Source organism: Pseudomonas grimontii, assembly GCF_007858185.1.
GTDB classification, from domain to species: Bacteria; Pseudomonadota; Gammaproteobacteria; order Pseudomonadales; family Pseudomonadaceae; genus Aquipseudomonas; species Aquipseudomonas grimontii.
The window spans coordinates 629,026-646,088 of the sequence record NZ_VFES01000001.1 but is presented as its reverse complement, the minus strand read 5'-3'; the positions used below and the strand labels follow the sequence as shown (position 1 = coordinate 646,088).

At 61.7% G+C, this 17,063-nt stretch carries 15 protein-coding genes; 9 read left to right on the top strand and 6 right to left on the bottom strand.

The window, feature by feature from the left end; all coding sequences use genetic code 11:
- Positions 1 to 15: 15 nt before the first annotated feature.
- The 4 genes from FIV39_RS03095 to FIV39_RS03080 all read left to right on the top strand — a co-directional run bounded on the left by FIV39_RS03095 (position 16) and on the right by FIV39_RS03080 (position 5,111).
- Positions 16 to 2,607: a glycosyltransferase gene (locus FIV39_RS03095; protein ID WP_090408546.1), complete on the top strand. Its 2,592-nt coding sequence runs from the start codon at positions 16 to 18 to the stop codon at positions 2,605 to 2,607.
- Positions 2,608 to 2,718: 111 nt separating this feature from the next.
- Positions 2,719 to 3,870, top strand: a complete 1,152-nt coding sequence (dapE, locus tag FIV39_RS03090; RefSeq protein WP_027604490.1) for a succinyl-diaminopimelate desuccinylase — start codon at positions 2,719 to 2,721, stop codon at positions 3,868 to 3,870.
- Entirely contained in the window at positions 3,870 to 4,679 is an 810-nt protein-coding gene (locus tag FIV39_RS03085) for a putative RNA methyltransferase (RefSeq protein ID WP_090408549.1), read from the top strand. The genes dapE and FIV39_RS03085 overlap by 1 nt, the downstream gene beginning before the upstream one ends.
- Positions 4,680 to 4,733: 54 nt before the next feature.
- A complete protein-coding gene (locus FIV39_RS03080) occupies positions 4,734 to 5,111 on the top strand; it encodes a hypothetical protein (RefSeq protein ID WP_090408552.1) in 378 nt (125 codons plus the stop codon).
- Positions 5,112 to 5,181: 70 nt separating this feature from the next.
- On the opposite strand, the gene FIV39_RS03075 is transcribed toward FIV39_RS03080, so the two are convergent.
- Positions 5,182 to 5,391: a cold-shock protein gene (locus FIV39_RS03075; RefSeq protein ID WP_032891681.1), complete on the bottom strand. Its 210-nt coding sequence runs from the start codon at positions 5,389 to 5,391 to the stop codon at positions 5,182 to 5,184.
- Between the two features lie 180 nt (positions 5,392 to 5,571).
- On the opposite strand from FIV39_RS03075, the gene plsB reads away from it, so the two are divergent.
- The 3 genes from plsB to FIV39_RS03060 are packed head-to-tail and all read left to right on the top strand — an operon-like array spanning position 5,572 to position 9,242.
- The gene (plsB, locus tag FIV39_RS03070) at positions 5,572 to 8,076 is read left to right on the top strand and encodes a glycerol-3-phosphate 1-O-acyltransferase PlsB (RefSeq protein WP_090408559.1); all 2,505 of its coding nucleotides are present in this window, start codon (positions 5,572 to 5,574) and stop codon (positions 8,074 to 8,076) included.
- A 51-nt stretch (positions 8,077 to 8,127) separates the two neighbouring features.
- A complete protein-coding gene (locus FIV39_RS03065) occupies positions 8,128 to 8,529 on the top strand; it encodes a YbaY family lipoprotein (RefSeq protein WP_090408562.1) in 402 nt (133 codons plus the stop codon).
- A 23-nt stretch (positions 8,530 to 8,552) separates the two neighbouring features.
- Positions 8,553 to 9,242, top strand: coding sequence for a DUF4197 domain-containing protein (locus FIV39_RS03060; RefSeq protein WP_090408565.1), 690 nt, complete (start codon positions 8,553 to 8,555; stop codon positions 9,240 to 9,242).
- 36 nt (positions 9,243 to 9,278) lie between these two features.
- On the opposite strand, the gene FIV39_RS03055 is transcribed toward FIV39_RS03060, so the two are convergent.
- From FIV39_RS03055 to FIV39_RS03045, 3 genes are read right to left on the bottom strand one after another with little or no spacing between them, the layout of a single operon-like run.
- A complete protein-coding gene (locus tag FIV39_RS03055) occupies positions 9,279 to 9,872 on the bottom strand; it encodes a LysE family translocator (RefSeq protein ID WP_090408568.1) in 594 nt (197 codons plus the stop codon).
- 2 nt (positions 9,873 to 9,874) lie between these two features.
- Complete coding sequence (locus tag FIV39_RS03050) at positions 9,875 to 12,940, bottom strand: efflux RND transporter permease subunit (protein ID WP_090408571.1); 3,066 nt, start codon at positions 12,938 to 12,940, stop codon at positions 9,875 to 9,877.
- A gap of 5 nt (positions 12,941 to 12,945) precedes the next feature.
- Positions 12,946 to 14,046 (bottom strand): efflux RND transporter periplasmic adaptor subunit, encoded by a 1,101-nt coding sequence (locus tag FIV39_RS03045; protein ID WP_090408574.1) that lies wholly within the window; start codon positions 14,044 to 14,046, stop codon positions 12,946 to 12,948.
- A 93-nt stretch (positions 14,047 to 14,139) separates the two neighbouring features.
- On the opposite strand from FIV39_RS03045, the gene FIV39_RS03040 reads away from it, so the two are divergent.
- The gene (locus FIV39_RS03040; protein ID WP_090408577.1) at positions 14,140 to 14,793 is read left to right on the top strand and encodes a TetR/AcrR family transcriptional regulator; all 654 of its coding nucleotides are present in this window, start codon (positions 14,140 to 14,142) and stop codon (positions 14,791 to 14,793) included.
- Between the two features lie 72 nt (positions 14,794 to 14,865).
- On the opposite strand, the gene FIV39_RS03035 is transcribed toward FIV39_RS03040, so the two are convergent.
- Positions 14,866 to 15,648: a class I SAM-dependent methyltransferase gene (locus tag FIV39_RS03035; RefSeq protein ID WP_090408579.1), complete on the bottom strand. Its 783-nt coding sequence runs from the start codon at positions 15,646 to 15,648 to the stop codon at positions 14,866 to 14,868.
- A 96-nt stretch (positions 15,649 to 15,744) separates the two neighbouring features.
- Between FIV39_RS03035 and FIV39_RS03030 the strand changes: the two genes are divergently transcribed.
- Entirely contained in the window at positions 15,745 to 16,365 is a 621-nt protein-coding gene (locus FIV39_RS03030) for an energy transducer TonB (RefSeq protein ID WP_090408582.1), read from the top strand.
- Here the strand turns inward: FIV39_RS03030 and FIV39_RS03025 are convergent.
- Positions 16,362 to 17,060, bottom strand: coding sequence for an extensin-like domain-containing protein (locus FIV39_RS03025; protein ID WP_090408584.1), 699 nt, complete (start codon positions 17,058 to 17,060; stop codon positions 16,362 to 16,364). The genes FIV39_RS03030 and FIV39_RS03025 overlap by 4 nt on opposite strands.
- Between the last annotated feature and the right edge of the window lie 3 nt (positions 17,061 to 17,063).

The window sequence follows — 17,063 nt, the reverse complement described above, 5'->3', positions numbered from 1 at the left end:
GAACCCGACATAACCATGGCATCGCGTAAATTTGGACTCAACCTGGTGGTGGTGCTGGCAATTGCCGCGCTGTTCACCGGCTTCTGGGCGCTGATCAACCGCCCGGTCACCGCTCCCAACTGGCCCGAGCAGATCTCCGGTTTTTCCTACTCGCCGTTCCAGCAAGGCCAGTACCCGCAGAAAGACCAGTACCCCACCGACGAGCAGATGCGTCGCGATCTGGAGATCATGAGCAAGCTGACGGATAACATCCGCACCTACTCGGTCGACGGCACGTTGGGGGACATTCCCAAGCTGGCCGAAGAGTTCGGCCTGCGCGTAACCCTGGGGATCTGGATCAGCCCGGACCTGGAACGTAACGAGCGCGAAGTCCAGCGTGCCATCGAGATCGCCAACAGCTCGCGCAGCGTCGTGCGGGTTGTCGTCGGTAACGAGGCCCTGTTCCGTGAAGAGATCACTCCTGAAGCACTGATCGTGTTGCTGGACCGGGTGCGCAGCGCCGTGAAAGTACCGGTGACGACCTCCGAGCAATGGCATATCTGGGAAAAGAACCCGCAACTGGCCAAGCACGTCGACCTGATTGCCGCGCACATCCTGCCGTTCTGGGAATACATCCCGATGGACAAGGCCGGCCAGTACGTACTCGACCGCGCCAAGGACCTGAAGAAACTGTTCCCGAAAAAGCCGCTGCTATTGTCGGAAGTTGGCTGGCCAAGTAACGGCCGTATGCGCGGCGGTAATGAAACGTCGCCGGCAGACCAGGCGATTTACCTGCGTACGCTGGTGAACAAGCTGAACCGCCAGGGCTACAACTACTTCGTTATCGAAGCCTTTGACCAGCCGTGGAAAGTCAGCGACGAAGGCTCGGCCGGCGCTTATTGGGGCGTGTACAACGCCGCGCGCCAGCAAAAATTCAACTTTGAAGGGCCCGTCGTTGCGATCCCGCAATGGCGCGTCCTGGCGATCGGATCGGTGGTGCTCGCATTGCTGTCCCTGACCCTGCTGATGATCGACGGCTCATCCCTGCGCCAGCGTGGCCGCACCTTCCTGACCTTTATTGCGTTCCTCTGCGGTTCGGTACTGGTGTGGATCGGCTACGACTACAGCCAGCAATACAGCACCTGGTTCAGCGTGACCGTCGGCATCTTGTTGGCCCTGGGCGCCCTGGGCGTATTCATCGTGTTGCTGACCGAAGCCCACGAACTGGCGGAAGCGGTATGGACCCACAAGCGCCGGCGTGAATTCCTGCCGGTGGAAGGGGAATCAGACTACCGCCCGAAAGTGTCGATCCATGTGCCGTGCTACAACGAGCCGCCAGAGATGGTCAAACAGACCCTCGACGCCCTGGCCGCCCTCGATTACCCGGACTACGAAGTCCTGATCATCGACAACAACACCAAAGACCCGGCGGTATGGGAACCGGTGCGCGACTACTGCGAAACCCTCGGCCCGCGCTTCAAGTTTTTCCACGTCGCGCCCCTGGCCGGTTTCAAGGGCGGCGCGCTGAACTACCTGATCCCGCACACCGCCAAGGATGCCGAAGTGATCGCGGTGATCGACTCGGACTACTGCGTGTCGCCGAACTGGCTCAAGCACATGGTGCCGCACTTCGCCGACCCGAAAATCGCCGTGGTGCAGTCGCCGCAGGACTATCGCGACCAGAACGAAAGCACCTTCAAGAAGCTCTGCTACGCCGAATACAAAGGCTTCTTCCATATCGGCATGGTCACCCGTAACGACCGCGACGCGATCATCCAGCACGGCACCATGACCATGACCCGTCGCTCGGTGCTCGAAGAACTGGGCTGGGCCGACTGGTGCATCTGCGAAGATGCCGAACTGGGCCTGCGGGTATTCGAGAAAGGCCTGTCGGCGGCGTACTACCACGACAGCTACGGCAAGGGCCTGATGCCGGATACCTTTATCGACTTCAAGAAACAGCGCTTCCGCTGGGCCTATGGCGCGATCCAGATCATCAAGCGTCACACCGCCAGCCTGTTGCGCGGCAAAGAGACCGAGCTGACCCGTGGCCAGCGCTACCACTTCCTCGCGGGCTGGTTGCCGTGGGTGGCGGACGGCATGAACATCTTCTTCACCGTCGGCGCGCTGTTGTGGTCGGCGGCGATGATCATCGTGCCGACGCGGGTCGACCCGCCGCTGCTGATTTTCGCGATCCCGCCGTTGGCGTTGTTCGTGTTCAAGGTGGGCAAGATCATCTTCCTCTACCGCCGTGCGGTGGGCGTGAACCTCAAGGATGCATTCTGCGCCGCCCTGGCTGGCCTGGCGTTGTCCCACACCATCGCCAAGGCGGTGCTGTATGGCTTCTTCACCACCAGCATTCCGTTCTTTCGTACACCGAAAAACGCGGATAACCACGGCTTCTGGGTAGCGATTTCCGAAGCCCGCGAAGAAATGTTCATCATGCTGCTGTTGTGGGGCGCCGCGCTGGGGATCTACCTGGTGCAGGGCCTGCCGAGCAATGACATACGTTTCTGGGTGGTGATGCTGCTGGTGCAATCGCTGCCGTATGTGGCGGCGTTGATCATGGCGTTCCTGTCGTCGCTGCCGAAACCGGCAGCGGCACCTGAGCCCGCACCTGCGGCTTAAAAACGTGCGCAATGCACTAAACGGCGGCCTGTGGTCGCCGTTTTGCTATAAGATAACGGCCGTTTTGTCTGCCCGCCCTGCTCTTCCAAACATGCTTTCCGGAGTTTTCCCATGACGGCCCATGCCGACCTTTCGCCGACCCTTCAACTTGCCATCGACCTGATCCGTCGCCCCTCGGTCACGCCGATCGACGCCGATTGCCAGAAGCTGATGATGCAGCGCCTGGGCGACGCCGGTTTTGCGCTGGAGCCGATGCGCATCGAGGACGTGGACAACTTCTGGGCCACCCATGGCAAGCATGACGGTCCGGTGCTGTGCTTCGCCGGCCACACCGACGTGGTCCCCACCGGTCCGGTGCAAGCCTGGCAGAACGACCCGTTCGACGCATTGATCGACGAAAACGGCATGCTCTGCGGGCGTGGCGCGGCCGACATGAAGGGCAGCCTGGCCGCGATGCTGGTGGCGGCGGAGCGCTTCGTCAGCGACTACCCGGACCACAAGGGCTCGGTCGCTTTCCTGATCACCAGCGATGAGGAAGGCCCGGCGCACCACGGCACCAAGGCCGTGATCGAACGCCTGGCCGCGCGCAAGGAGCGCCTGGACTGGTGCATCGTCGGCGAACCGTCGAGCACTACCCTGGTGGGCGATGTGGTCAAGAACGGCCGTCGCGGTTCCCTCGGCGCCACGCTGACCGTGCGCGGCGTACAGGGCCACGTGGCTTACCCGCACCTGGCGAAGAACCCGATCCACCTGGCCGCACCGGCCCTGGCCGAACTGGCCGCCGAGCACTGGGACAACGGCAACGCCTTCTTCCCGCCGACCAGCTTCCAGATCTCCAACCTCAACTCCGGCACCGGCGCCACCAACGTGATTCCTGGGGACCTGACGGCGGTGTTCAACTTCCGTTTTTCCACCGAATCCACTGTCGAAGGCCTGCAACAGCGCGTTGCGGCGATTCTCGACAAGCACGGCCTGGACTGGCACGTGGAGTGGGCGCTGTCGGGCCTGCCATTCCTGACCGAGCCGGGCGCGTTGCTCGATGCGGTGTCGGCCAGCATCAAGGCGATCACCGGGCGTGAGACCCAGGCCTCCACCAGTGGCGGCACTTCCGATGGACGCTTCATCGCGACCCTCGGCACCCAGGTGGTCGAGTTGGGCCCGGTGAATGCGACGATCCACCAGGTCAACGAGCGCATCCTCGCCAGCGACCTCGATGTGCTGACCGAAATTTACTACCAGACCCTGATCAAGTTGCTCGCCTGATGCTTGCCTGCCCTATTTGCAGCGCGCCGCTAAACGCGGTGGACAATGGCGTGGCGTGCCCGGCCGGGCACCGTTTCGACCGCGCGCGCCAGGGTTACCTGAACCTGTTGCCGGTGCAACACAAGAACAGCCGTGACCCGGGCGACAACCTGGCGATGGTCGAGGCGCGCCGCGACTTTCTCAACGCCGGGCACTACGCCCCGGTAGCCAGGCGCCTGGCCGAGCTGGCCGCCGAACGCGCACCGCAGCGCTGGGTCGACATCGGTTGCGGCGAGGGTTACTACACCGCGCAAATCGCCGCGGCCCTGCCCCATGCCGACGGCTACGCGCTGGACATTTCCAAGGAAGCGGTCAAGCGCGCGTGCAAACGCAACCCGGCGCTGACCTGGTTGATCGCCAGCATGGCCCGCGTGCCCTTGGCCGACGCCAGCTGCCAATTCCTCGCCAGTGTGTTCAGCCCGTTGGATTGGCAAGAGGCCAAGCGCCTGCTCAGTCCAGGCGGCGGCCTGATGAAGGTCGGCCCGACCAGCGGCCATCTGATGGAACTGCGCGAGCGCCTGTACGACGAAGTGCGCGAGTACACCGACGACAAGCACCTGGCCCTGGTGCCGGACGGCATGAGCCAGGCGCACAGTGAAACCCTGGAATTCAAGTTGAGCCTGGCCGAGCCGCAGGACCGCGCCAACCTGCTGGCCATGACCCCCCACGGCTGGCGCGCCAGTGCCGAGCGCCGTGCCGAGGTGATCGAGGCTGCCGAGCCGCTGCTGGTCACCGTATCGATGCGCTACGATTATTTCGTGCTTCAATAACCGACGTTTAAACATCCGCGAATGGATTTTCGAATCCCGCAACGAGGAACATCCATGCGCCAACCTGATATCGAGATTTACCTGAAGGACGCCGACGTCGACTACAAGGCTATCGCCGCCTGGCTGGGCGCTGCCCTGGGCCCATGCAGCGACTGGGTCCAGCGTGGCCAGACCTACAAGTGCAAGGCCGGCAATGTACCCGTGACCTGGCTGCCGAAAGCCGTAGGCAAGTGGAACAGCCTGTACCTGGAAAGTGACCAGACGCCGTGGGAAGACGACATTGCCTGCGCCCGCGCTGCGTTTGCCGCGCTGAACGTGGAAGTGCGCTGCGCACCGGGGACCTGGGTCGAGGAGGAAGGTGAGGAAAGCGCCGACACCTGGATTCGCATCAGCGCAGACGGTGAAGAGCAGATCACCTGGAAAACAGCTTAAAAAGCAGCTTCAAGCTACAAGCTGCAAGTCAAAGCGCTTGCAGCTTGTAGCTTGAAACTTGCCGCTCGGCCTACAGGCCGACCACATCCTCCGCCTGCAACCCCTTCTCGCCGGTCACCACGGCGTATTCCACCTGCTGGCCCTCGGCCAACGAACGGTGGCCGTCGCCGCGAATGGCGCGGTAGTGCACAAACACATCCTTGCCGTCTTCACGCTGGATAAAGCCATAGCCTTTGGCGTCGTTGAACCACTTCACATTGCCTGTCTCGCGCGTTGCCATCTGTTCACTCCCACTTGATTGTTATTGTTGAGCCGATCGCGTTGAACTGCCGAGTATAAGACAGGCTCAAAAACGATCAACTCAAGTTTACATCGCTGCTTTTTTGCCGATTTTCGGCGAATACGGCACACTACCCGCCCGAGCGCCTGCTCGGTTTTTCCCACTTGAAGCAGCTCGCCTATGACCCGCTCCCCGTTCCGCCGTCTGGTGTTTGGCACCTTGCGCCGACTGTTGTACCTCTGGGTTCGCTCGGAGACGATCAACCAGTCGTCCCTAACCCTTAACCTCGACCGCAGCCGGCCGGTGTTTTACGTCCTGCAATCACCCTCCCTCACCGAACTGGCCGTGGTCGATGCCGAGTGCACCAAGGCCGGCTTGCCGCGCCCGGTGCTGCCGGTATCGGTAGGCCCGTTGATGGAACCCGCGGCGTTCTTCTACCTCACGCCCGAGCCGGACTGGCTCGGGCGTCAGGACAAGCGCGGCGCGCCGCCAACCCTGACCCGCCTGGTCAACACCCTCAGCGAACACGCCGAAGAGAATGCACAAATCATTCCGGTCAGCGTGTTCTGGGGGCAAACCCCTGCGAGCGAGTCCAGCCCATGGAAACTGCTGTTTGCCGACAGCTGGGCGGTCACCGGGCGTCTACGCCGGTTGTTGAGCATCCTGATCCTGGGACGCAAGACCCGCGTGCAATTCTCCGCGCCCATCAACCTGCGTGAATTGATCGAGCACAATAAAGGCCACGAACGCACCGTTCGCATGGCCCAACGCATCCTGCGCGTGCACTTTCGTAACCTGAAGACTGCGGTGATCGGTCCCGATTTGTCCCACCGGCGCAATCTGGTGAAGGGTTTGGTCAACATGCCGCTGGTGCGCCAGGCCATCCTTGACGAAGCCGAGCGGGAAAAAATCAGCCCGGAAAAAGCCAAGGCCCAGGCCCTGCGCTACGGCAACGAGATTGCCTCCGACTACACCTACACCGCGATCCGCTTCCTGGAAGTGGTGCTGAGCTGGTTCTGGAACAAAATCTACGACGGCATCAAGGTCAATAACATCGAGGGTGTGCAAAAGGTTGCCCAGGGCTACGAGGTGATTTATGTGCCTTGCCACCGCAGCCATATCGACTACCTGCTGCTGTCCTACCTGCTGTTCAAGAACGGCCTGACCCCGCCGCATATCGCCGCTGGCATCAACCTGAACATGCCGGTAATCGGCAGCCTGTTGCGCCGTGGCGGTGCGTTTTTCATGCGCCGCACCTTCAAGGGCAACCCGCTGTACACCTCGGTGTTCAACGAATACCTGCACACCCTGTTCACCAAGGGCTTCCCGGTGGAGTACTTCGTCGAAGGCGGCCGCTCGCGCACCGGGCGCATGCTGCAGCCAAAGACCGGGATGCTGGCGATCACCCTGCGCAGCTTCCTGCGTTCCTCGCGCATGCCGATCGTGTTCGTGCCGGTGTACATCGGTTACGAACGCGTGCTTGAAGGCCGCACCTACCTCGGCGAACTGCGCGGGGCGAGCAAGAAGAAAGAGTCGATCTTCGATATTTTCAAAGTGATCGGTGCGCTCAAGCAGCGCTTTGGCCAGGTCGCGGTCAACTTCGGCGAGCCGATCAAGTTGGCGGAGTTCCTCGACGCCGAGCAACCGGACTGGCGCACCCAGGAACTGGGCCCGAACTACAAACCGGCCTGGCTTAACGAAACCACGAACCGCCTCGGCGAGCAGGTGGCCCGCCACTTGAACGAAGCCGCCGCGGTGAACCCGGTGAACCTGGTCGCCCTGGCGCTGCTGTCGACCACGCGCCTGGCCCTGGATGAACAGGCCATGGCCCGCCAGTTGGACCTGTACCTGGCGCTGCTGCGCCGCGTCCCTTATTCGCCGCACACCACCTTGCCCGAAGGCGACGGCCTGGCGCTGATCAAGCACGTCAAGGACATGTACCTGCTGTCGGAACAGAGCGATGCCTTGGGCAAGATTCTGTACCTGGACGAGCAGAACGCCGTCCTGATGACCTACTACCGCAACAACGTGCTGCACATCTTCGCCCTGCCGGCGCTGCTGGCGAGCTTCTTCCAGAGCAGCTCGCGGATGAGCCGCGAGCAGATCCTGCGCTACACCCACGCGCTGTATCCGTACCTGCAATCGGAGCTGTTTATCCGCTGGTCGCTGGACGAGCTGGAGACGGTGGTCGATCAATGGCTGGACGCGTTCGTCGAACAGGGCCTGCTGCGCTTCGAAAACAATGTGTTCCTGCGCCCGGCGCCGAGCTCGCGACACTTCGTGCTGCTGACACTGCTGTCCAAGACCATCGCCCAGACCCTGCAACGCTTCTATATGGCGATCTCGCTGCTGCTCAACAGCGGCCAGAACAGCATCAGCGCCGAAGAGTTGGAAGACCTGTGCACGATCATGGCCCAGCGCCTGTCGATCCTGCATGGCCTCAACGCCCCGGAATTCTTCGACAAGAGCCTTTTCCGACATTTCATCCAGACCTTGCTGGAACAAGATGTGCTGCGCCGCGACGAGGCCGGCAAGTTGAGCTACCACGACCTGCTCGGTGAGCTGGCCGAAGGCGCGGCCAAGCGCGTGTTGCCGGCGGATATTCGCCTGTCGATCCGTCAGGTGGCCTTGCATCGCGTGGATGGCGCGGCCGAAGCGCCGGTGGAAGCAGAAGAAACACGCTAGATTGAAGAAGGCGCCAGCTGGACGCTGGCACCGTTGAAAAGGAGCTGCACCATGAAAAAGATCATTCTCCTGGGGCTCACCGCCCTGCTCGGAGCCTGCCAATCCATGCATCCTGCACCCAAGGCCAGCCTCGACGGCGAAGTGTTCTACCTGCAACGTATCGCCCTGCCGCCCACTGCCACCTTGAGTGTCAGCCTGCAAGACGTGTCCCTGGCGGATGCGCCTGCCGTGACCCTCGCCGAACAGAAAGGCCCGGTCAAAGGCCAGGTGCCGCTGCCGTTTCACCTGACCTACGACCCCGCGCAGGTCAAGCCGGGCCACAGTTATTCGCTGAGCGCTCGCATCGAACTGGATGGCAAGCTACTGTTTATCACCACCGAACGGCACGCGGTGCAGCTCAACGGCCAGGATCCACAGCCGCTGCGCCTGCGGGTTGATGCGGTCGCTCACTGAATTTACGAACATAAGGAAGCCCCATGCTCCGCAACTCCCTTCGCTTGACTGCCCTGTGTGCCGGCCTGCTGCTCGGCGCCAATGCCATGGCCCTGGACCTCAGTAGCCTGTCCCAGGGCGACGCCAGCGGCGGTCTCAAGGACGCCCTGACCCAAGGCGCACAGATCGCCGTGAAACAACTGGGTGTACCCGGCGGTTTCAGCAACAATCCTGAAGTGAAGATCGGCCTGCCGGGCAAGCTGGGCAAAGTCGCCGACAAACTGAAAATGTTCGGCATGGGTGACCAGGTCACGCAGTTGGAAGACAGCATGAACAAAGCGGCGGAAACCGCCGTGACCCAGGCCCAGCCGATTCTGGTCAACGCGGTGAAGAACATGAGCGTGACCGACGCCAAGGGTATCCTCAGCGGCGGCCAGGACTCCGCCACCCAATACCTGAACAAAAGCAGCCGCGAAGCCATCCGCGCCAAGTTCCTGCCGATCGTCAAGGCCGCTACCGACAAGGTGGGCGTGGCCCAGCAGTACAACGCCCTCGCAGGCAAGGCTGCAGCGTTTGGCGCAGTGGATGCCAAGAGTGCCAACGTCGAAAACTACGTGACCGAACAGGCGCTGGATGGTTTGTTCAAGATGATTGCGCAGCAGGAAGAGACGATTCGCAAGAACCCGGCGGCTGCGGCTACCAGCCTGGCGAAGAAGGTGTTTGGCGCACTTTAAGCCGCGCAAGAATCGCTCCCTGCAACGGGGAGCGACTCAATGCAGTACCGACTCAGCCAATCGCCCCACCGTCAACGTGGCAAAGCACGCCATTGCCAGTGCCGTCGCACGGTTGATCTTCAAGGGTGTCAGCCAGGCTTTTTGCAGCCCTTCGAAGCGACTGCCGAACACGATCCACGCAGACCCTACGGGTATTACCACCAATGCCAGTGTGGTCATGAACCCGACATAGCCTTGCCATGTGGCAAAGGTGCCGGCGGGTGCAATGAAGGACACAATCAACAGCCCCTTGGGGTTCATCAGCGTCAGCCAGAAAAAATTCAACCCATTGAAGCGGTCACGGCCAGGGTCGACGGTGCTGTTTTTGCGTTGCCAGAGCCTGTACGAGACATACAGCAGGTAACAGGCCGCCGCGAATTGCGTGAGCTTCGATGCCCACGGCGAATAGGCCGCCAGGTAGAGCAGCGCAACGCCCCACACCGAGACTTGCAGCAAGTACGCCAGGCACTCGACCAACGCCAACCACCAGGACGCGCGATAGCCAAACAGCACCCCGGCACGAAACAGCAGGGTGTTGGTCGGGCCGGGGGCGAGTAATAACAACATTAGGGCTGAAACAGTAGCCAGCATGATTACACGACGTCCTTCCTCACTCGGAACCATGCAGCATACAGGGCCGGAAGGAACAACAGGGTCAACGCCGTCGCCACGATCAACCCCCCCATGATCGCCACGGCCATCGGCCCGAAGAACACGCTACGCGACAGCGGGATCATCGCCAGCACCGCCGCAAGGGCAGTCAGCACAATCGGGCGGAAGCGTCGCACGGTGGCTTCGATAATCGCCTGCCACGGCGCCAGGCCGGCCTTGATGTCCTGTTCGATCTGGTCCACCAGGATCACCGAGTTGCGCATGATCATCCCCGACAGCGCGATGGTACCGAGCATGGCCACGAAGCCGAAAGGTTGACGAAATACCAGCAGGAACAAGGTGACGCCAATCAGGCCCAACGGCGCGGTAAGAAACACCATCGCCGTGCGTGAGAAGCTGCGCAGTTGCAGCATCAGCAAGGTCAGTACCACCACGATAAACAGCGGCACACCGGCCTTCACCGAGTTCTGCCCGCGAGCGGAATCTTCGACGGTGCCGCCAACGTCCAGCAGGTAACCGTCCGGCAATTCGGCGCGTACGCCTGCGAGGGTCGGCAGGATCTGCTGGACCAGGGTCGCCGGTTGCTCCTTGCCATAAATATCGGCACGGATGGTCACCGTCGGCAGGCGGTTGCGGTGCCAGATAATGCCCTCTTCGAAGCCGTATTCGAGGGTGGCGATCTGCGACAGGGCCACGCTTTTACCGTTGTCGGTCGGCACCGCCAGGCTAGGCAGCAGCGACAGTTCGGTGCGCTCGTGAACCGTGCCGCGCAGGAGGATTTCGATCAACTCGTTGTCCTCCCGGTATTGGCTGACGCTGGAGCCGGTGAGTGAGCTTTGCAGGAATTTCGACAGGTTGGCGGTGCTGACGCCAAGGGCGCGGGCGCGGTCCTGATCGATATTGAGGTAGACGATCTTGCTGGGTTCTTCCCAGTCCAGGTGCACATTGACCACATGGGTATTTTCGCGAACCTTGGCCGCGACTTTCCGTGCGAGGGCGCGGACTTCCTCGATGTGTTCACCGGTGACGCGAAACTGCACCGGGTAGCCCACGGGCGGACCGTTCTCCAGGCGGGTGACACGGGAGCGCAGGTCGGGAAATTGTTCGTTGAGGGTTTCGATCAGCCAGGTACGCAGGCTTTCGCGTTCCTCAATGGTTTTAGCCAGCACCACGAACTGCGCGAAGCTGGCCGCCGGCAATTGCTGGTCCAAGGGCAAGTAGAAACGCGGCGAGCCGGTGCCGACATAGGCGACGTAGTTGTCGATGCCGGCATGGTCCTTGAGCAAGGCTTCCAGTCGCTTGACCTGGTCGGCGGTGTTGCTCAGGGAAGCGCCTTCGGCCAGTTTCAGGTCGACCATCAACTCCAGGCGGCCTGAGGCCGGGAAAAACTGCTGCGGCACAAAGCGAAACAACGCCACCGAGCCGATAAACAGCAGCAACGTCAACACAATCACGGTTTTGCGCCGACGCACGCACCACTCCACCAAACGCCTTACACGTTGGTAGAACGGCGTGCCGTAGGGATCCGGGCCATCGGTGCCGTGTTTGGCCGCGTGAATCTTCGCCAGGTCCGGCAGGAGTTTTTCCCCCAGGTACGGCACAAACACCACGGCGGCGATCCATGAGGCGAGCAACGCGATGGTCACTACCTGGAAAATCGAGCGCGTGTATTCGCCCGTGCTCGACTGCGCGGTGGCAATCGGCAGGAAGCCGGCCGCCGTGATCAGCGTGCCGGTGAGCATCGGGAAGGCGGTGCTGGTCCAGGCAAAACTGGCAGCCTTGAGCCGGTCGTAGCCCTGCTCCATTTTGATTGCCATCATTTCCACGGCAATGATCGCGTCATCCACCAGCAAGCCGAGGGCCAGCACTAACGCGCCGAGGGAAATCTTGTGCAGGCCGATACCGAGGTAATACATGCTGGCAAACGTCATCGCCAGCACCAGCGGAATCGCCAGGGCTACGACCAGGCCCGTGCGTACGCCGAGGGAGAAGAAGCTCACCAGCAAGACAATCGCCAACGCCTCGGCCAACACCTGCACGAATTCGCCGACACCGGTTTTCACCGCTGCCGGTTGGTCTGACACCTTGCGCAGCTCCATGCCCGCCGGAAGGTTCTTTTGCAAGCGGGCGAATTCGCCTTCGAGAGCCTTGCCCAGTACCAGGATATCGCCGCCAGCACGCATGGCCACGGCCAGTCCGATAGCATCCGCCCCCATGTAACGCATACGCGGTGCCGGTGGATCGTTGAAGCCGCGGTGAATGTCGGCTACATCGCCGATTCGAAAGGTTCGGTCACCGACACGAATAGGAAAGTTGCGGATCTCTTCCACCGTCTTGAAGTTACCCGACACGCGCAGTTGCACGCGCTCGCTCGGGGTTTCAAAGAAGCCGGCAGTGGAGACCGCGTTCTGCTCCTGCAACGCCTGCTGCACAGCGGCCAACGGCAGGCCAAGGGTGGCGAGCTTGAGGTTGGACAGCTCGATCCAGATCTTCTCGTCCTGTAGGCCAAGTAACTCGACCTTGCCCACATCCGCCACCCGTTGCAGCTGAATCTGGATGCGGTCGGCGTAGTCCTTGAGCACGGCATAGTCGAAGCCGTCGCCGGTCAGGGCATAGATATTGCCGAAAGTAGTGCCGAACTCGTCGTTGAAAAACGGCCCTTGGATATCCGGCGGCAAGGTCTGCCGGATGTCGCTGATCTTCTTGCGCACCTGGTACCACAGCTCAGGAATCTGCACGGAATGCATGGAGTCGCGCGCAATGAAGGTGACGGTGGACTCACCCGGGCGAGAGAAAGAAACAATGCGCTCGTATTCGCCGGTCTCCATCAGTTTTTTCTCGATACGCTCGGTGACCTGGCGCGAGACTTCCTGGGCCGTAGCGCCGGGCCAGTTGGTCTTGATCACCATGGCTTTGAAGGTGAACGGCGGGTCCTCGCTTTGCCCCAGCTTGGTGTAGGACAAGGTGCCGACCACAGCCAGCAGGATCATCAGGAACAGTACGATCTGGCGGTTACGCAACGCCCATTCGGAAAGGTTGAAAGCCATCGGGACTACTCCTTAGCCGCCAGATTCACTACACGGTTGGAGCCATCCACCGGGCGCACTTGCTGGCCCTCGTGGAGCACGTGCACGCCTGCGGCTACCACCCAATCGGTGGGAGTCAAGCCTTCCAGCACCGGTACGGTTTTTTCGCCGAAGGCACCGATGCGTACCGGCGTGCGCTTGAGGGTGTTGTCCGGCTGTACACGCCAGACGTAGGACGCACCGTTCTCCGCACTCAGGGCAGACAGCGGCACTGACAGCGGGACAACGCCGTCGGCCTGTATGAATACGCGAGCACTTTGACCCAGCTCCGCCGGGACTTTGCCGCCGGTGAAGGCAACGCGAGCGGCGAAGGTCCGCGATTTTGGATCTGCCGCAGGCGACAGTTCACGAATGCGCCCGGTGAAACGCTGGTCGGGCTGGCTCCACAACTCCACGGCTACCGGCTGACCGATCTTGAAGCGACCAAACCCTTGTTCGGGCAGGCTGATGAGCACTTCGCGCTCGCCATCGGTGGCCAGGGTGAACACGGTCTGGCCAGCGGATACCACTTGGCCTACTTCCACCGCACGCTTGGCGACGACGCCATCCTGGGGGGCACGCAATACGGAGTAACCGGCCTGGTTACTGGCGACGTCGAACTCGGCCTTGATCTGCTTGAGGCGCGCTTCACCGGAACGGTAAAGGTTTTCGGAATTGTCGTACTGGGAACGGCTGACCATCTGACGGTCCATCAGGGTCTTGTAGCGGTCACGCTCGGCGCGCACCAGCCTCAGGTTGGCCTCGGCGGCGGCGACCTGGGCACGGGTGGCTTCCAGTTGCAGGCGCACGTCCTGGGGATCCAGCTCCGCCAGCGGCTGGTTGGCCTTGACCCGCTCACCCTCCTCCACCAGCCGTTTGCTGACTTTGCCGCCGATGCGAAAGGCCAGGTCCGGCTCATAGCGCGCGCGTACTTCACCTGGGTAGCTGTCCGCCGACTGCGCCGACGGTTGCGGCTGCACCACCATGGCCGGGCGGACGGTAGTCTGGACCGCGTCTTCATGGTCGCAAGCGGCCAACAGGAAGACCAGACAGGCAGGCAACGCAAAGGGCAGAAAAGTGCTGCGCATGCTGAAGGACCTTTCGCAAATGGAGCTAGGAATAATTATACTTGCCAGTATGTTATTAATACAAAACTCACCAGTCCAGTATTAAAGGTGAAAATGTCCGACAATCGTGTGAGCACCAATAGCCCTGGGCGTCCCAAGGACATGGCAAAACGCCAGGCTATCCTCTCGGCAGCGAAACGCCTGTTCTTGAGCAACGGCTACGCCAACACCAGCATGGATGCCGTGGCCCTTGAGGCCGGCGTGTCGAAATTGACCGTCTACAGTCACTTCACCGACAAAGAGACCTTGTTCACCGCCGCCGTGGTGGCCAAGTGCGAGGAACAGTTGCCGGTGATGTACTTCGAACTGCCCGAAGGCATACCGGTGGAAACGGTATTGTTGAATATCGCGCGGGGGTTCCATCGGCTGATCAACAGTGAAGAGTCGGTGAACCTGCATCGCCTGATGATGACCACCGGCAATCAGGACGTGAAACTCTCCCAAATCTTCTTTGAAGCCGGGCCCATGCGCATGCTCCAGGGCATGGAGCGCCTGCTCGGCAAGATCGACCAGAGCGGCGCGCTGAGCATCGATAGACCGCTGACGGCGGCCGAGCACTTTTTCTGCCTGCTCAAGGGCACCGCGAACTTCTGCCTGCTGTATGGCTGCGGCGGGCAACTGAGTGAAGAGGCTGCCGAAGCCCATGTGCAGGAGGTGGTGGGGTTATTTATGCGGGCCTATAGGAGAGATGCAGCTGCAAGTGGTTAGCTGCAAGCAGCAAGTGAAAAGCGCTTTTGCTTGCAGCTTGTGGCTTGTGGCTTGTGGCTTGTGGCTTGTGGCTTAAGACTTGAGCGCTTTCTTGGGATAAATGTCATATCGGCTGGACTTGCCATCCAGCGCATGGCTCGGTTTGGGGCCCTCGATGCACGGCGCCTTGCGCGGGCGCTTGACCACCACGCGATGACTGGCCAGGGCCAGGGCGGCGGCCAGCAAGGCCGGTGCGTCCGGATCATCACCCACCAGTGGCCGGAACAGGCGCATTTCTTTCTTCACCAGAGCGGTTTTCTCACGATGAGGGAACATCGGGTCGAGGTAGATCACCTGGGGTGGCTCCCCTTGCCAATTGAGCATCACGTCAATGGCGTTACCCTTGAGCAGCTTCATGCGCGCCACGATGGGCGCGACGTCGAAATCCTGCGTACCGCGTGCCAGGCCATCCTCGAGCAACGCACCGATCAGCGGTTGGCGCTCGATCAGGCTCATCTCGCAGCCCAGGCTGGCCAGCACGAACGCATCCTTGCCCAGGCCGGCCGTGGCATCCAATACACGGGGGCGCACGCCTTGGGCAATGCCCACGGCCTTGGCGATCATCTGTCCGCTGCCGCCGCCATATAGCCGCCGGTGAGCCGCGCCGCCTTCGACGAAGTCCACCCGCACCGGCCCCGGCGCGTCAGGCCCAAGCTGCTGCAGTTGCAGGCCGTGTTCCCCCACTTGTAGGGAAAAATCCGCATCCGCGAGCTGTAAAGGCAAGCCGAGCTGTTCAGCCCACTGCTCGGCCCGGGCCTGGAAACCTTCGCCCAAGGCCTCGACCTGGATGCGGCTGGCCGCTGGTTGTTCGCTCATCAATCGCTACGCTCAAAAATATTAAGGATCGGCAAACAACGGCCGATAGAAATAACAGTCAGGTATTTTGCCAGAGCTGAGCGTCGACCGAGAAAAATGTCAGACATTCTCCCCCTAACCATCGGTGTACTGCCGACCCATAACCACTACGGCCTGCGCAATACCCAAGCACTGGCCGGGGTGAGTCATGTGTGGCAGGACTTCTTCGCCCGGGCGCTGGCCGAGCAGCTCGGTGAAACGCCGGATGCGCTCGCCGCCAAGGCGCCGGCACCGGCGGACCCGGCGGTAGAGCCCAGCGCAGGCGCCGACCTGTTGTCGCAGATCCTCACGCAGCGCGAGTGCGACGTCAAAGACACCGAGATCGCACCACCTGAGCCACTGTTCCTGCCCATCGCCGAATTCGAAACCGAGTTGCTGCCACCGGCCGCCACGCCGTTCCCGCAGGAAGAAATCGTCGCCCAGCAGCGCCAGCAGAATTTCGAAAGCGGTTGGGTTCGCCCGATCGTCCTGACTGCCGGCCAGCCACTGCCTGAGCCCGGCCCGGCGCCGGAACCACGCCCTCTGCACTTACCGATTGCCGAGTTCGAACTGGACCTGTTGCCACCACCTGCCACGCCTTACCCAACCGAAGAACTGCTGGCGCAACAGAAGGCGCTGGACTTCGACTACCACTGGGCACGCCCACTGATCACCCACAACCTGCGCCTGGCCGCCTAACGACAGACCCACCAACGCCCCATGTCCAGATGGAAATGGTTGCGGTGCGCGGCGTTGTAGTCCGGGCTCAACACCACATTGAAATCATCACAGGCGTCATCGCGCACCTGGCGCAGGAACCGCGCGCTGTCGCCGTCCCCCGACCAATCCTTGAGCACGCTGATACTGCGCCCATCCGCCAGGCGAAACCCGGCAATATCCAGGGCATTGGCCGATGCATGCTGGCTGAGCCGCCCTTCGGCACGGTTATACATGTTGCGACAGGCAAAGCTGCCCAAGTGATCGACCCGCGTCACCGACTGGCCGAACACCGCCTGGGCCGCCGGTTGCAGGCTGTGACGCTCGAACAGGGCGAACGCCACGGCCAACGGGCAACTGGCGAGAAAGCTGCTGCTTAATGCCACATCTGCGCCCTGCACGCGCAAGGTATTGCGCAAAGGACAGGCCGCGTCGGCGGGCGAGTCAGCCTGATGGCTGACTCGCAGACCTGAGGTTTTCAGCACCTGGTCGCACAGCGCGGGGTCATCCTGCAGGCGCCCCAGCTTGTAGCGGGTCAACAGGTTCGGGCTGGACCGTACGTCCAACGGCGACCACGGATTCCATTCAGCCGGCAGCGGCAGCCAGCCACGCCATACGCCTATGGCAAATGCACCACCGAGTACCAGCAGCACACCCAGCACTTTGAAAAAACGCACGGT